Raw genomic sequence first — 13,900 nt, forward strand, 5'->3', positions numbered from 1 at the left:
GGCGACGGGGCGGACGGCGTGAGCACGGGCCGCCGCACTGTACGAGGGGGAGCCGACGGCCCGGCCTCTTTCGAGGCATTTCAGTCAACCCGTTGGAAACCCTCCGCGACAGCGCGCGCACCGCCCGGATGCGGGCACTCCGTTCACACCCCGTGTGAAGCCGGATTCACTACGCTGTCAGCACCGAGCGAGCCAGCACCTGGGGGCCTGACCTATGCAGCCCAACACCCTGCTCGACGCGATCCTGGACGAGGCGGGCATCTCGCACGCCGGACTGGCCGCGCACGTGAACCAGGCCGGCCGGGCGCGCGGCCTCGCGCTCCGCTACGAACACACCGCCGTGGCCCGCTGGTTGAAGGGCCAGCGCCCGCGCGGTCAGGTACCCGACCTGATCTGCGAGGTGCTCGCCGCCCGGCTGCACCGGCCGGTCACGCTCGACGACATCGGCCTCGGCGTCCCCGGCGGCGAGCCGAGCGGGCACGCCACCTCGCTGTCCGGCTTCGTGGAGCGCGCCACCGCCCTGTGGCGCTCCGACGAGCAGCAGCGCCCGCACATACTGGGCGCCCCCGCGGTCACCGGCACCCCCGCCGTGATGCCGGTGTGGGAATGGGAGAACCCGCCCGAGGACGTGGACGTCTCCCGGGGCGGGCGGCACCGGGTGACCCCGGCCGACATCGAGATGCTGCGCGCCGCCCGCACCCACTACGAGCAGATGTACCGCAAGACCGGCGGGGTGGCGACGCGCACCCGGATCGTCGGCTTCCTCAACGCCGAGGCCGCGCCGCTGCTGCGTGGCGGCTACACCGACGCGACGGGCCGTCAGCTGCACCGGGCCACCGGCGGCCTGGTGGCCATCGCGGGCATCTGCGCCTACGACTCCGACGCGCACGGCCTCGCCCAGCGCTACTTCCACCAGGCGCTGCGGCTGGCGAAGGCCAGCGGGGACCGCGGACTCGGCGCGTATGTGATCGCGCTGCTGGTCAACCAGTCGCTCTTCATGAAGGAGTACCGGCAGTCCGTGGCCTTCGCGGAGGCCGCGCTGCGCGCCGCCGGCCGGCACATCACCCCCGCCCTCGCCTCCGACCTGTACGCGATGCAGGCGAAGGCCTACGCGCATCTCGGCGACGGCAGCGGCGCGCTGTCCTGCATCAGGCGGGCCGAGCAGGCCGCCGAGCGGATCCGGCGCGGGTACGAGCCCGACGAGACCGGCTATGTGCAGCCCGGCCTCGTCAACGTCCAGGTGGCGGAGGCGCTGCTCAGCCTGGGCGAGCTGGCGGCGGCCCGGGAGCACGCCGAGGCGGCGGTGGACACCCCCGCCCACGACCGGGGCCGGGTGCACCGGCTGGCCATGCTCAGCACCATCGAACTGCGCCAGGGCAACGCCGAGAAGGCCGTGGACACCGCGGTGCGGATGGCGGAGCAGGCCCGGGGGATGGAATCGCAGCGGCTGCGGGACAGACTCCGCGCGGTGCGCGAGCATCTGGTGCGCAGTGGCGGCGCCGGTACGGCGGAGGCCGCCGAGCTGATCGACGGGGCGCTGCGCGTACCGCTGTAGACGACCCCGCGGCCCGGCCGCCACGCGAAGCACCGTGATGCGCTGTGATGCGCGGTGATGCGCGGTGATGCACCGTGATGCACCGTGATGCACAGCCGTTCACGGTGATTCACTGTGATTCACCGCGATCCACTGCGACACTCCGCGACACGCTGCGCCCGCCGCCGCCCCGGGAGCGGCCGCCGTGCGCCTGCTGCCCGCCCGCTCCTGCTGCGATATTGCCACTTACTCGGCGGAAGGTGGCAGAACCGTGCAGTGGACGAAGCAGAACGAACAAACCGTGTATGAAAACCGCTGGTTCAGCGTCAATCTCGCGGATGTGGAGTTGCCGGACGGCCGGCACCTCGACCACTTCCTGATACGGCTGCGGCCCGTCGCCGTGGCCACGGTGGTGAACGAGGCCAACGAGGTCCTCCTCCTGTGGCGCCACCGCTTCATCACCGACAGCTGGGGGTGGGAACTCGCGGCCGGCGTCGTCGAGGACGGCGAGGACATCGCGGCGGCGGCCGCCCGGGAGCTGGAGGAGGAGACCGGCTGGCGGCCGGGACCGCTGCGCCACCTGATGAGCGTGGAGCCGTCCAACGGGCTCACCGACGCCCGGCACCACATCTACTGGACCGACGAGGGGGAGTACGTCGGGCATCCCGTGGACGACTTCGAGTCGGACCGCCGGGAATGGGTCCCCCTCAAGCTCGTCCCCGACCTGGTCGCCCGCGGCGAGGTCCCGGCCGCCAACATGGCGGCCGCACTGCTGTTGCTGCATCATCTCCGGCTCGGCCAGGACACCGTGGCCCCGGGCCCCTCCGGCAGGCCCTAACGCCCGAAGGCCTGCCAGATCGCCACCACGAGGGCCCCGATCGCGGTCACGGCCGTGATCGAGGGCAACGGCCAACGAGCGTGCTCCAGGTGGACGAGCCGGGTGTGCAGCTCGTCGACTTCCTTGGCGGTCTCCTCGGTGCGGTGGGAGAGCAGGGCCAGTCCGCCCTCGACGCGGGCGTACGCCACGTCGAGGCGGCGACGTAACTCTGCGAGTTCCTCCAGGGAGACGGAATGCTGGGGATCGGCGGTCACGACCGCTCCTTTCCGTGGTCTCTCACATCCCTTGCATGCTGCATCCCCGAGTCAACTCCCCTGGTGGGCGCGTGGGGAGTGTGTGCGCACGGCATATGCGTACCCGACGCGCACACGGTGTGTGAATGCCGTGGGCCCGGCACCTCCGTCAGGTGCCGGGCCCATGCAGCTAGCGCTGCGTAGTCAGCGGTACGGGACCAGGGCGCGCAGCCCTGATCAGCCGACCGGGTGACAGCCGTTATCAGCCGTACGTGTAAAAGCCGGAACCGGTCTTGCGGCCCAGCCGCCCCGCGTCGACCATGCGCTGGAGCAGCGGGGGAGCGGCGTACAGCGGCTCCTTGTACTCCTCGTACATCGAGTGCGCCACGGAGGCGACCGTGTCCAGGCCGATGAGGTCGGAGAGCTTCAGCGGGCCCATGGGGTGGGCACAGCCCATCTCCATGCCGTTGTCGATGTCCTCACGGCTGGCGATGCCCGACTCGAACATCCGGATCGCGGAGAGCAGATACGGGATCAGCAGCGCGTTGACCACGAAGCCGGAGCGGTCCTGGGCGCGGATGGCGTGCTTGCCGAGCACCTTCTCGGTGAACAGCTGGGCCCGGCTGAGGGTGCCCTCGGAGGTGGTGAGCGCCGGGATCAGCTCGACGAGCTGCTGCACCGGGGCCGGGTTGAAGAAGTGGATGCCGATGACCTGGTCCGGGCGCGCGGTGGCGACGGCCAGCTTCACCAGCGGGATGGAGGAGGTGTTGGAGGCCAGGATCGCGTCCGGGCGGGTCACCACCTGGTCGAGCACCTGGAAGATCTCGGTCTTGACCTGCTCGTTCTCGACGACCGCCTCGATCACCAGATCCCGGTCGGCGAACTCGCCGAGGTCGGTGGTGAAGCTGAGCCGGGCCTGCGTCGCGTCCCGCTCCGCCTCGCTGATCTTGCCCCGCTCGGCGGCCTTGGCCAGGGAGTTGAACAGCCGGGTGCGGCCGATCTCCAGGGCTTCGCCGGTGGTCTCGGCGACCTTGACGTCCAGTCCGGCGCGGGCGCACACCTCCGCGATACCGGCGCCCATCTGGCCGCAGCCGACCACTCCCACGCGCGCGATGTCTCCCGCCGGGATGCCTGTCACATCGTCCCCTTCGCTGATCCGTTCGGCCGCGGCAGGGCCGCCGGGTCCCGGGGCCTGCTTCGAGCCTGCTTCGTGCCTGCTCCGTTCGTGCACGTTACCGCCAAGTATCGATGATCGATCGCCGGGGTCGGGCATTCTGGGCCCGGAGACGATCCGTGACCGCGTGGAGACGCGGTGTAGGGGGTGTTCTGTCATGGGACGTGGGATGGGACGGGTGACCCGTCGGGCGTTCGCCGCGGCGGCGGTGTCTGCCCTGCTGATGACGGGGGACGCCACCGCCGCCCCGGGACGGGCCGCGCGGCGGCCGGCGGACGAGGGCCCGGTGCCGGACGACGACGCAGCCGCGGGGGCCGGGGGACCGGAACAGGACGCGTCGGCCGGGACGGCGGGCGGCGGCGCGGCGGCCGGGGAGATGCGCGGCATGTGGCTGGCCACGGTCACCAACCGGGACTGGCCCTCCCGCCCCGGGCTGAGCGCCGCCCAGCAGCGCGCAGAACTGATCGCCCACCTCGACCAGGCGGTGCGCAGCCGGCTCAACACGGTGATCTTCCAGGTGCGGCCGGCGGCCGACGCGCTGTGGCCCTCGCCGTACGAGCCGTGGTCTCAGTTCCTCACCGGCACCCAGGGCAAGGACCCCGGCTGGGATCCCCTGGGCACGGCCGTGGAGGAGGCCCACCGGCGCGGTCTGGAGCTGCACGCCTGGTTCAACCCGCTGCGCGTCGCGACCCACGGGGACCTGGGCCGGCTGGTGCCGGGTCATCCCGCCCGCCGCCATCCGGAGTGGGTGGTGAGCTACGGCGGGCGGCTCTACTACAACCCGGGGCTGCCCGAGGTCCGCGCCTTCGTGCAGACCGCGATGCTCGACGCCGTCGCCAAGTACCGGATCGACGCCGTCCACTTCGACGACTACTTCTACCCGTACCCGGTGCCCGGCCAGAGCTTCGACGACGACGCGGCCTACGACCGGTACGGCGGTGACTTCACCAACCGGGCCGACTGGCGGCGCGACAACATCAACCGGCTGGTGCGGGACATGGCGTCGGGGATCAAGAAGGCCCGGCCCGCCGCCCGGTTCGGGATCAGCCCCTTCGGGGTGTGGCGCAACGCGGCCACCGACTCGCGCGGTTCGGACACCCGGGCGCTCCAGGCGTACGACGATCTCTACGCGGACACCCGCCGGTGGGTGCGGGAGAACTGGATCGACTACATCTGCCCGCAGCTCTACTGGTACATCGGCTACGCCGCCGCCGACTACGCCAAGCTGGTCCCGTGGTGGTCCGAGGTCGCCCGGGGCACCGCGACCAAGCTGTACATCGGCGAGGCCCTGTACCGGGCCGGCAACCCGGCGCAGCCCGCGCCCTGGCAGGACCCCGCCGAGCTGTCCCGGCATCTGACGCTGGCCCGTGAGCATCCGCAGGTGCGCGGGCACGTCTTCTTCGCCGCCAAGGACGTGGCGGCGGACCCGGTCGGCGCGATGGCGCGGGTGATCGCCGACCACTACCGGCAGCCGGCGAACCCCGCGCGCTGAGTCACTCTCCGGGCATGGGGGGCCGGTCGGGCATCGAAGACCGGCCGGTCGTAGGGGTCTGTCCGGTGGTCGGGGGCTGCCCGGTCATCGGGGTCTGTCCGGTCGTCGGGGACTGGCCCGTCATCGGGGTCTGCCCCGTGGCCGGGGGCCGGTCGGTCATCGAGGACTGGCCGGTCGTCGGCGGCCGGGTGCTCCGGTGCCGGATCTCCGTGTCGGGGCCGGGGGAGCACAGACCCTCGTGCCCGTCCTGGAACCGGACGCGGTACGGGGGGTTGCCCTCCTGGCCGAGCACTTCCACGATCTCGCCGACCTTGTCGTGCTGTCCGACCACCCTGCCGTGCTGGACAAGCTGGTCGCCCACGCTTGCGCGCATCTGGGGCCTCCTCACCATCGCGGGAGCAGCGGTCCGTGGCCTTGAGTCCACGGCGGTGGACGCCGGGCGGTACCGGGCGACGCGCGCCGTTCAGCCTCGCGCCCGTTGGGTGACGGCGATGCAGACGAGCACGGCCGCGGCCGTCAGCGGGGCGGCCACTGTCAGGTGCTCGCCCAGCAGCAGCACCGACCACACCAGTGTGAGCAGGGGCTGGGCCAACTGCAACTGGCTCGCCTTCGGGATGCCGATGGCCGCCATGCCCCGGTACCAGACCACGAGGCCCAGGAACTGGGAGCCCGCCGCCACCCACAGCAGCCCGGCCACGGCGTGCGCCGTGAGGGTCACCGGCTCGTACGCCAGCGTGATCGCCGCCGCCGGGACGCTCAGCGGCAGACACAGCACCAGCGCCCAGCCGATCACCTGCCAGCCCGGCATGACCCGGGCGAGCCGGCCGCCCTCGGTGTAGCCGGCCGCGCACACCAGCAGCGCGCCGAAGAGGTAGATGTCGGCGGTGCTCAGGCCGCCGCCGCTCTGCTGCGCGGTGAAGACGCCCACGGCGGCGGCGCCCGCGAGGGCCGCGATCCAGAAGGTGCGGGACGGGCGGGTGCCGACGCGCAGGGCGGACAGCGCGGCGGTGGTCAGCGGCAGCAGTCCGACCACGACCGCGGCGTGCGAGGTGGTCGACGTCTGGAGCGCGAGGGTGGTGAGCATCGGGAAGCCGAGGACGACGCCGGCGGCGACCACGGCCAGCCCCGGCAGATGGCGGCGGTCCGGCAGCGGGACCTTCAGGGCGAGCAGACAACCGCCCGCGATCAGCGCCGCCAGCACACTGCGCACGGCCACCAGCGACCAGGGCCCGAACCCCTCCAGGCCCCAGGCGGTGGCGGGGAAGGTGAGGGAGAAGGCGACGACACCGAGGGCGGCCTGCAGGGTGCCGCCGGAGACGCGGGCCCGCGGAGCGGAAGGGGTGTCGACCGCTATCGTCGTCGGCTTGGTAGCGCTACTCTGTGCTCTCATGCAAGAGCGTAGCAGTGTGGGTGAACTGGCGGAACAGCTGCGGAGAGAGCTCGACCGCTACTCTCCGGGTGGAAAGCTGCCGTCGAGTCGTGCGCTGGTGGAACGGTTCCGGGTGAGTCCCGTGACCGTGTCCCGGGCGCTGGCGCAGCTCGCCGCGGAAGGGCTGGTGGTCACCCGGCCCGGCGCCGGGGCGTTCCGCGCCGAGGCGCGCCGGCCCGCCGCACCCACCGGGGACACCTCGTGGCAGGAACTCACGCTCAGCGCGGAGGGCACCGCCGAGCCGGCCCCGCGCTCCGTGGACGCCGCCGGGGTGCTGGTCTCCCTCGCCGCGCCGCCGCCGGGTGTGATCGAGTTCAACGGCGGCTATCTGCATCCCTCCCTTCAGCCCGAGCGGGCGATGGCCGCGGCACTGTCGCGCGCGGGGCGCCGTCCCGGAGCCTGGGGCCGGCCGCCCATGGAGGGCCTGCCGGAGCTGCGGGAGTGGTTCGCACGCAGCATCGGCGGCCCGGGCGGGGCCGTCACCGCGGCCGAGGTGCTGATCACCTCCGGCGGCCAGTCCGCGCTGACCACCGCCCTGCGCGCGCTCGCCCCGCCCGGCGCGCCGGTCCTCGTGGAGTCGCCGACATACCCCGGCATGCTCGCCATCGCCCGCGCGGCGGGGCTGCGGGCGGTGCCGGTCCCGGTGGACTCCGACGGGGTCCGCCTGGCGCTGCTCGCCGACGCGTTCCGCGCCACCGGCGCCCGGGTCTTCGTCTGCCAGCCGCTGTTCCAGAACCCCACCGGCGCCGTCCTCGCTCCCGAGCGGCGGGGCGAGGTGCTGCGGATCGCCCGCGAGGCGGGGGCGTTCGTCGTCGAGGACGACTACGTCCGGCGGCTGGTGCACGAGGACGCGCCGCCGCTGCCGCGCCCGCTCGCCGCCGAGGACCCCGACGGGGTCGTCGTCCACGTCTGCTCGCTGACCAAGGCCACCTCGCCGAGCTTCCGGGTGTGCGCGCTGGCCGCCCGCGGTCCGGTGCTGGAGCGGCTGCGCGCCATCCAGGTCGTCGACACCTTCTTCGTGCCCCGGCCGCTCCAGGAGGCGGCGCTGGAGCTGGTCGGCTCGCCGGCCTGGCCGCGCCATCTGCGGGCCGTGTCCGCGGAGCTGAAGGTCCGGCGCGACGCCATGACCGCCGCGCTCGCCCTGCACCTGCCCGAGCTGGCGCTGCCGCACATCCCGAGCGGCGGCTACCACCTCTGGCCACGGCTGCCCGAAGGCACCGACGAGACCGCCCTCACGGCGGCGGCCCTGCGCGCGGGCGTCGCCATCACCCCCGGCCGCCCCTACTTCAGCGCCGAACCGCCCGCCGCCCACCTGCGCCTGAGCTTCGCCGCGGTCGCCGGCACGGGCGAGATCGCGGAGGGCGTACGACGCCTGCGGACGGCCTGCGACGAGGTGTTCTAGGGCGAGTGGCTCCTGAGGTGCCCTAGGAGGTGTCTCGCCGATCATGCCGGGCTCCCGACGCCTGGCACCGCGCCTCGCCGCGTTGTCGTCGGTCGCCGATGCTCCGCATCGACTCCCTCCTCCGCCTTGCGATGCACGGCACCAGACGCCGCTCGCTGATCCGGCCTGATCGACGAGACACCCCCTAGGAGGACCGGGGCACCGGGGCGACACCGCAGCGGAACTCGGCGCTCTCGAACAGCTCCGGGGTCAGGCGTATCCCCGTGAGGCGATGGGCGAGGGCGAAGGCGGCCTCGGTGTGGCGCCCGGTGTCCCGGTCGTCGTCTTCGCTGAGGTCGAAGCCCGACTCGCGCATCTCCGTGAGCAGTTCGTCGGGGTGGCTGCCGTCGCGGTGGTAGGCGAAGAGGGGTTCGAAGTGCAGGCGCAGCGTGCCGTCCTCGTACCACTTGAAGTGGTCCACCGCGTTGACGTTGCGGAAGTGGGAGACCACGGTGCGCCCGCGGGACAACGGCACCATCGCCGCGTCGCGTATGCCCAGGTAGCCGTTGTACTCGATCATCAGCGCCCAGTCGCCGACGGTGGTGGCTCCGACGTAGGTCAGGGAGGGGGCCTGCACCTCGTAAGACGGCTCGCCCAGCGCGGCCACGCCGGTGAGCCGGCCCGCCGGCTCGGCGCTCAGCTCCCGGAGCAGTCCCTCGGCGGTCAGCCCGCGCACCAGCGTGACGCAGTACGCCTCCATGAGGTCCGGGTGCCGCTCCTCCAGCCACGTGTAGTCCGCGGCGGTCGTGATCCCGTTCATGACCGCAGCATCGCACCCGCCACTGACAACGCCGGACGACCTGCGAAAACCCCTCGACTGCGGCGCCCGGCACCTGCCAGTCTCCCCGCATGACCGACGACTTCAGCCTCCCCGACGGCTACGAGATCTCCACCGACCCCGACCGCGTCGACGCCGAGCGCGTGCACCGGTGGTTGTCCACCGACGCGTACTGGGCGATCGGGCGGAACCGGGCGAAGCAGGACCGGGCGATCGCGGGGTCGCTCAACTTCGGGGTGTACGACACGGGGTCGGGGGAGCAGGTGGCGTACGCCCGGGTCATCACCGACCGGACGACGTTCGCCTGGCTGTGCGATGTGTACGTGGACCCGTCGGTGCGCGGCAAGGGCGTCGGGACGGCGCTGGTGGCGGCCGTACGGGAGGAGCTGCGGTCGCACGGGCTGCGACGCATCCTGCTGGCCACGCACGACGCGCACGGGGTGTACGCGAAGCTGGGGTTCGCGCCGCTGGAGCGGCCGGAGGAATGGATGGCGCTGCACTTCGCCGAGCAGGAGCCGGGTGCGCCCACGGTGACCTCGGGCAACCCTGGGTAACTCATGGGTAACAGCTCTTGACCCGCGCACCGCCGCGCCTCACCATCCCCGCATGGCACTTCGGGTCACGTTCGTCGCCGCCGCGCGCAGCTCCCCGCTGCTCGCGGAGCGCTTCCAGGACGACCGGCCGCTGGACGAGGCGGGCTGGGACGAGGTGCAGCGCGTCGCCCGCGAGCTGCTGCCCCCGGCGGCGGCCGACCTGCGCTACTGCTCGCCCACGCCCCGCAGCCGCGCCACCGGCGACGCCCTCGGCTACGCGCCGCTGGTGCAACTCGCCCTGCGGGACTGCGACATGGGCCGCTGGCGCGGGCTGACCCTCGGCGAGGCGATGGCCCGGGAGCCGGATGCGGTGGACGCCTGGCTCGCCGATCCGCGCAGCACCCTGCACGGCGGTGAGTCGCTGCTCGCCTTCATCGGCCGGGTCGGCGGCTGGCTGGACACCCGGCCGCGGGAGGACGGCTGCCGGATCGTCGCGGTGGCCGAGCCGTCGGTGATCCGCGCGGCGCTGGTGTACGCGCTGAAGGCGCCCCCGTCGACGTACTGGAACCTCGACGTCCGCCCGCTGTCGACGACCACGGTGACCGGGTACGCGGGCCGCTGGAACCTGCGGTTCGACGGCTGCTTCGCCGCCTCCCGCCCCTCTCCCGGCGTCTGGGCTCAGCCCACGCGCGCGTAGTCCGTCGTCAGCACCAGATCCTTCGCCGGGCCCCGGACCCGCCACACCGTGCGCCAGTGGTCCGGCTCGCGGACGGTGAACTCGCCGCGGTAGAGGTCGGCCGCGCAGGGGTGGTCGGCGACCCAGCGCCCGGTCGTCAGGTCCAGGTCGTGGAACGGCCGTCCGTCCGCGAACCGCACGTCCGCCGTCCCCGCGCCGGCCGCTCCCGGCAGGAAGCGCAGCGTCCGCTCGGCGGGCCGGGCGACGCCCTGCCAGACGAAGGTTCCGGACTCCCGGTGCAGCAGCGCACCGCCCTCCAGCGGGCCGAAAACCGTCGTTCCGTCGAAGCGGCCCTCGTCCCCGCTCGCGAGATCCCGCACCGACCGCTCGACCCGCCAGCTCCCGGCCAGAAACGCCAGTACCTCCGGCACTGGCCAGAACTCGCCCATCGCGTACCGCTCTCCGTCCCGTTCGCCGCTGCGCGACCCATTGACGCGTACCCGCCCCCTCCCTATCTTGCCGTTCGAAGTGCTGACCAACGTCCGATATTTCGAACATCTCCCCATCGGAGCAGAGAGCCGCGGAGTATCCATGTCACGCACCACCCGCACCACCCGCTGGAGACTCGGCCTGACCGCGACCGCCGCGCTGGCCGTCTCCTCCGTGCTCGTGCCCTCGCCCGCGCACGCCGAGGCCGTCACCGACTACGCGATCACCGTCGACCCGTCCGCCACCGGGGCGAAGATCGACGACACGATGTACGGCGTCTTCTTCGAGGACATCAACCGCGCCGCCGACGGCGGGCTCTACGCCGAGCTGGTGCAGAACCGGTCCTTCGAGTACTCCACCGCCGACAACGGCGCGTACACGCCGCTGACCTCCTGGACGGTCGACGGCACCGCCCGGGTCGTGAACGACGACGGCCGGCTGAACGAGCGCAACCGCAACTACCTCTCCCTGGACGCCGGCTCGTCCGTCACCAACGCCGGCTACAACACCGGCATCCGGGTCGAGCGGGGCAAGAGGTACGACTTCTCCGTGTGGGCGCGCGCCGCCGCCGGGACCACCCTCACCGTGTCCCTCAAGGACGCCGCCGGCGAGCTGGCCAGCGCCCGCCAGGTGGCCGTCAAGGGCGGCTGGGCCAAGTACACCGCCACCTTCGGCGCGACCCGCACCAGCAACCGCGGACGCCTCGCCGTCGCCTCCTCTGGTGCCGCCGCGCTCGACATGGTGTCGCTGTTCCCGCGCGAGACGTACAAGAACCAGCCGAACGGCCTGCGCAAGGACCTCGCCGAGAAGATCGAGGCCCTGAACCCGGCCTTCGTCCGCTTCCCCGGCGGCTGCCTGGTCAACACCGGCTCCATGCAGGACTACAGCGAGGCGAGCGGCTGGCAGCGCAAGCGCGCCTACCAGTGGAAGGACACCATCGGCCCGGTCGAGCAGCGCGCCACGAACGCCAACTTCTGGGGCTACAACCAGTCGTACGGACTCGGCTACTACGAGTACTTCCGCTTCGCCGAGGACATCGGCGCCATGCCGCTGCCCGTCGTCCCCGCCCTGGTCACCGGCTGCGGCCAGAACCGCGCCACCGACGACGAGGCGTTGCTGCGGCGGCACATCCAGGACACCCTCGACCTGATCGAGTTCGCCAACGGCCCGGCCACCTCCACCTGGGGCAGGGTGCGCGCCGAGATGGGCCACCCGAAGCCCTTCGGCCTCACGCACATCGGCGTCGGCAACGAGGAGAACCTGCCGAACGAGTTCTTCGCCCGCTTCCAGAAGTTCCGCGCCGCGATCGAGGCGAAGTACCCGGACATCACCGTCATCTCCAACTCCGGCCCCGACGACGCGGGAACGACCTTCGACACCGCCTGGAAGCTCAACCGCGAGGGCAAGGTCGACATGGTCGACGAGCACTACTACAACAGCCCGCAGTGGTTCCTCCAGAACAACGACCGCTACGACAGCTACGACAGGAACGGCCCCAAGGTCTTCCTCGGCGAGTACGCCTCCCAGGGCAACGCCTTCAAGAACGCCCTCGCCGAGGCCGCGTTCATGACCGGCCTGGAGCGCAACGCCGACGTCGTCAAGCTCGCCTCGTACGCCCCGCTGCTCGCCAACGAGGACTACGTGCAGTGGAGCCCCGACATGATCTGGTTCAACAACCACGCCTCCTGGAACTCGGCGAACTACGAGGTCCAGAAGCTGTTCATGAACAACGTCGGCGACCGCGTGATCCCCTCCACCGCGACCGGCACCCCGGACGTCAGCGGCCCGATCACCGGCGCGGTCGGCCTGTCCACCTGGGCGACCAGCGCCGCGTACGACGACGTCAAGGTCACCGCGGCCGACGGCACCACCCTGCTGAGCGACGACTTCTCCGCCGGCGCCTCACAGTGGAAGCACGTCGGCGCGGGCAGCTGGTCCGTCCAGGACGGCGCCTACGTCCAGACCGACGCCGCCGCCGAGAACACCCTGGTCACGGCCGGCGACCCGGCCTGGAAGGACTACGACCTGCACGTGAAGGCCACCAAGAAGTCCGGCAAGGAGGGCTTCCTGGTCGCCTTCGGGGTCAAGGACACCGGCAACTACTACTGGTGGAACCTCGGCGGCTGGAACAACACCAGCTCCGCCGTCGAACAGGCCTCGGACGGCGGCAAGTCCACGCTGATCTCCAAGCCGCACTCCATCGAGACCGGCCGCGCCTACGACATCGACATCAAGGTGCGGGGCCGGCAGGTCGGCCTCTACCTGGACGGGCAGCTCTGGGGCAGCTTCACCGACGACAAGCCGGCCGAGCCGTTCCGCCAGGTCGTCACCGAGGACGAGCGCACCGGCGACCTGATCGTCAAGGTCGTCAACGCGCAGTCCACGGCGGCCCGTACGGCGATCGACCTCGGCGGCGCCGAGGTCTCCTCCCGGGCCCGGGTCACCACCCTGGCCGCCGACCCCGAGGACGTGAACACCGAGACGGACACCCCGGTCACCCCGGTGACGTCCACGTTCTCGGGCGTCGCCACGAAGTTCACGTACACCTTCCCGGCCAACTCGGTCACCTTCCTGCGGATCGGGCAGAGGTAGCGTCCGGGACCGGAGTCCGGGCCGCCGTCCGAGAGACGGCGGCCCGCACGGGCGGGTCAGCCGGCGAACGGCGGCAGGACCCTGAACCGCTCGTCGAGCGTGACCGTGGGCGTGATCCGGCGCAGGGCGGCCCGGACCAGGGTGAGCGGATGGTCCGGGAAAGCGGCGTCCCACTGCTCGTCGTCGCCCACGTGGTAGGGCAGCCCGCCGCTGAGGCCCGGCGCGTACGGGTGGGGCCGGAAGTAGTCCGCCGGTCCCACCCGCGCCATCACCATCGCCTCGCGCATCCCGGTGGTCGAGCCCTCCGCCGCCTGCACCTTGAGCACGGTGCTGCACCCGGCCTTCGGGACCGTCCAGGACCCGAGGAACACCTGGCCGCGCCCCTGCGGCCGGGGCACCTTGACGATCTGCCGCACCGCCGGGACGCCGTCGACGACGCCGGGCTCCGCTTCGATCAGGCCTCCGCCGGCCCGGGCCGCCCCCTCGGCGAGACCGGCCCGCAGCCGCTCGGGTTCGTCCAGCCGGGCGGGCAGGTCCGGCACCAGGGGAAAGAAGTGCACCGAGAGCACGAGCCCCTGCGGGTCGGTCCACACGCCGGGTTCGCGTTCGGTGAAGCCGGTCAGATCCAGGCCGGTGATCGGAGTCATGTGATCATCATGCCGGGCCGGGAATCACCCGGCCGACGGGGGTC

Annotated in this window: 13 protein-coding genes and 1 pseudogene; 7 read left to right on the plus strand and 7 right to left on the minus strand. The window is 72.3% G+C overall.

Going from position 1 to position 13,900, the window contains the following annotated elements; all coding sequences use genetic code 11:
• Positions 1-214 precede the first annotated feature (214 nt).
• Entirely contained in the window at positions 215-1,555 is a 1,341-nt protein-coding gene (locus tag ACIG0D_RS24645) for a transcriptional regulator (protein WP_399804659.1), read from the plus strand.
• Positions 1,556-1,805: 250 nt separating this feature from the next.
• On the plus strand, positions 1,806-2,372 hold the full coding sequence (locus ACIG0D_RS24650; protein WP_399804662.1) for an NUDIX domain-containing protein: 567 nt from the start codon (positions 1,806-1,808) through the stop codon (positions 2,370-2,372).
• Here the strand turns inward: ACIG0D_RS24650 and ACIG0D_RS24655 are convergent.
• Complete coding sequence (locus ACIG0D_RS24655; protein WP_365765503.1) at positions 2,369-2,626, minus strand: hypothetical protein; 258 nt, start codon at positions 2,624-2,626, stop codon at positions 2,369-2,371. The two genes, ACIG0D_RS24650 and ACIG0D_RS24655, sit on opposite strands and share 4 nt — an antisense overlap.
• A 241-nt stretch (positions 2,627-2,867) precedes the next feature.
• Positions 2,868-3,743: a 3-hydroxybutyryl-CoA dehydrogenase gene (locus ACIG0D_RS24660; protein ID WP_165996865.1), complete on the minus strand. Its 876-nt coding sequence runs from the start codon at positions 3,741-3,743 to the stop codon at positions 2,868-2,870.
• A 205-nt stretch (positions 3,744-3,948) separates the two neighbouring features.
• Here ACIG0D_RS24660 and ACIG0D_RS24665 point away from each other — a divergent pair, with 205 nt between their 5' ends.
• Positions 3,949-5,271, plus strand: a complete 1,323-nt coding sequence (locus ACIG0D_RS24665; RefSeq protein ID WP_399804748.1) for a glycoside hydrolase family 10 protein — start codon at positions 3,949-3,951, stop codon at positions 5,269-5,271.
• A gap of 187 nt (positions 5,272-5,458) precedes the next feature.
• On the opposite strand, the pseudogene ACIG0D_RS24670 reads toward ACIG0D_RS24665, so the two are convergent.
• Positions 5,459-5,644: pseudogene (locus ACIG0D_RS24670) on the minus strand (DUF1918 domain-containing protein); the annotation flags it as partial.
• 90 nt (positions 5,645-5,734) lie between these two features.
• Entirely contained in the window at positions 5,735-6,661 is a 927-nt protein-coding gene (locus ACIG0D_RS24675; RefSeq protein ID WP_399804665.1) for a DMT family transporter, read from the minus strand.
• Between ACIG0D_RS24675 and ACIG0D_RS24680 the strand changes: the two genes are divergently transcribed.
• Positions 6,660-8,102 carry a PLP-dependent aminotransferase family protein gene (locus tag ACIG0D_RS24680; RefSeq protein ID WP_399804667.1) on the plus strand — a complete coding sequence of 481 codons (1,443 nt, stop codon included), beginning with the start codon at positions 6,660-6,662 and terminating at the stop codon, positions 8,100-8,102. The two genes, ACIG0D_RS24675 and ACIG0D_RS24680, sit on opposite strands and share 2 nt — an antisense overlap.
• A 184-nt stretch (positions 8,103-8,286) precedes the next feature.
• On the opposite strand, the gene ACIG0D_RS24685 is transcribed toward ACIG0D_RS24680, so the two are convergent.
• Positions 8,287-8,901 carry a DUF6461 domain-containing protein gene (locus tag ACIG0D_RS24685; RefSeq protein WP_399804669.1) on the minus strand — a complete coding sequence of 205 codons (615 nt, stop codon included), beginning with the start codon at positions 8,899-8,901 and terminating at the stop codon, positions 8,287-8,289.
• A gap of 89 nt (positions 8,902-8,990) precedes the next feature.
• Here ACIG0D_RS24685 and ACIG0D_RS24690 point away from each other — a divergent pair, with 89 nt between their 5' ends.
• Positions 8,991-9,473, plus strand: coding sequence for a GNAT family N-acetyltransferase (locus ACIG0D_RS24690; RefSeq protein ID WP_399804671.1), 483 nt, complete (start codon positions 8,991-8,993; stop codon positions 9,471-9,473).
• A gap of 52 nt (positions 9,474-9,525) precedes the next feature.
• The gene (locus ACIG0D_RS24695) at positions 9,526-10,149 is read left to right on the plus strand and encodes a histidine phosphatase family protein (protein ID WP_399804673.1); all 624 of its coding nucleotides are present in this window, start codon (positions 9,526-9,528) and stop codon (positions 10,147-10,149) included.
• Here the strand turns inward: ACIG0D_RS24695 and ACIG0D_RS24700 are convergent.
• Positions 10,131-10,577: a DUF6314 family protein gene (locus tag ACIG0D_RS24700; protein WP_399804676.1), complete on the minus strand. Its 447-nt coding sequence runs from the start codon at positions 10,575-10,577 to the stop codon at positions 10,131-10,133. The two genes, ACIG0D_RS24695 and ACIG0D_RS24700, sit on opposite strands and share 19 nt — an antisense overlap.
• A 142-nt stretch (positions 10,578-10,719) precedes the next feature.
• Between ACIG0D_RS24700 and ACIG0D_RS24705 the strand changes: the two genes are divergently transcribed.
• On the plus strand, positions 10,720-13,209 hold the full coding sequence (locus ACIG0D_RS24705) for an alpha-L-arabinofuranosidase C-terminal domain-containing protein (protein ID WP_399804678.1): 2,490 nt from the start codon (positions 10,720-10,722) through the stop codon (positions 13,207-13,209).
• A 56-nt stretch (positions 13,210-13,265) separates the two neighbouring features.
• Here the strand turns inward: ACIG0D_RS24705 and ACIG0D_RS24710 are convergent, their stop codons facing one another.
• Positions 13,266-13,856 (minus strand): hypothetical protein, encoded by a 591-nt coding sequence (locus ACIG0D_RS24710; protein WP_399804680.1) that lies wholly within the window; start codon positions 13,854-13,856, stop codon positions 13,266-13,268.
• Between the last annotated feature and the right edge of the window lie 44 nt (positions 13,857-13,900).

This window comes from Streptomyces sp. NPDC052773 (genome assembly GCF_044547145.1).
GTDB lineage: Bacteria > Actinomycetota > Actinomycetes > Streptomycetales > Streptomycetaceae > Streptomyces.

Coding starts and splice junctions, on each gene's coding strand:
- ACIG0D_RS24645 (WP_399804659.1), top strand. CDS start 215: ATGCAGCCCAACACCCTGCTCGACGCGATCCTGGACGAGGCGGGCATC.
- ACIG0D_RS24665 (WP_399804748.1), top strand. CDS start 3,949: ATGGGACGGGTGACCCGTCGGGCGTTCGCCGCGGCGGCGGTGTCTGCC.
- ACIG0D_RS24680 (WP_399804667.1), top strand. CDS start 6,660: ATGCAAGAGCGTAGCAGTGTGGGTGAACTGGCGGAACAGCTGCGGAGA.
- ACIG0D_RS24675 (WP_399804665.1), bottom strand. CDS start 6,661: ATGAGAGCACAGAGTAGCGCTACCAAGCCGACGACGATAGCGGTCGAC.
- ACIG0D_RS24685 (WP_399804669.1), bottom strand. CDS start 8,901: ATGAACGGGATCACGACCGCCGCGGACTACACGTGGCTGGAGGAGCGG.
- ACIG0D_RS24690 (WP_399804671.1), top strand. CDS start 8,991: ATGACCGACGACTTCAGCCTCCCCGACGGCTACGAGATCTCCACCGAC.
- ACIG0D_RS24695 (WP_399804673.1), top strand. CDS start 9,526: ATGGCACTTCGGGTCACGTTCGTCGCCGCCGCGCGCAGCTCCCCGCTG.
- ACIG0D_RS24700 (WP_399804676.1), bottom strand. CDS start 10,577: ATGGGCGAGTTCTGGCCAGTGCCGGAGGTACTGGCGTTTCTGGCCGGG.
- ACIG0D_RS24705 (WP_399804678.1), top strand. CDS start 10,720: ATGTCACGCACCACCCGCACCACCCGCTGGAGACTCGGCCTGACCGCG.
- ACIG0D_RS24710 (WP_399804680.1), bottom strand. CDS start 13,856: ATGACTCCGATCACCGGCCTGGATCTGACCGGCTTCACCGAACGCGAA.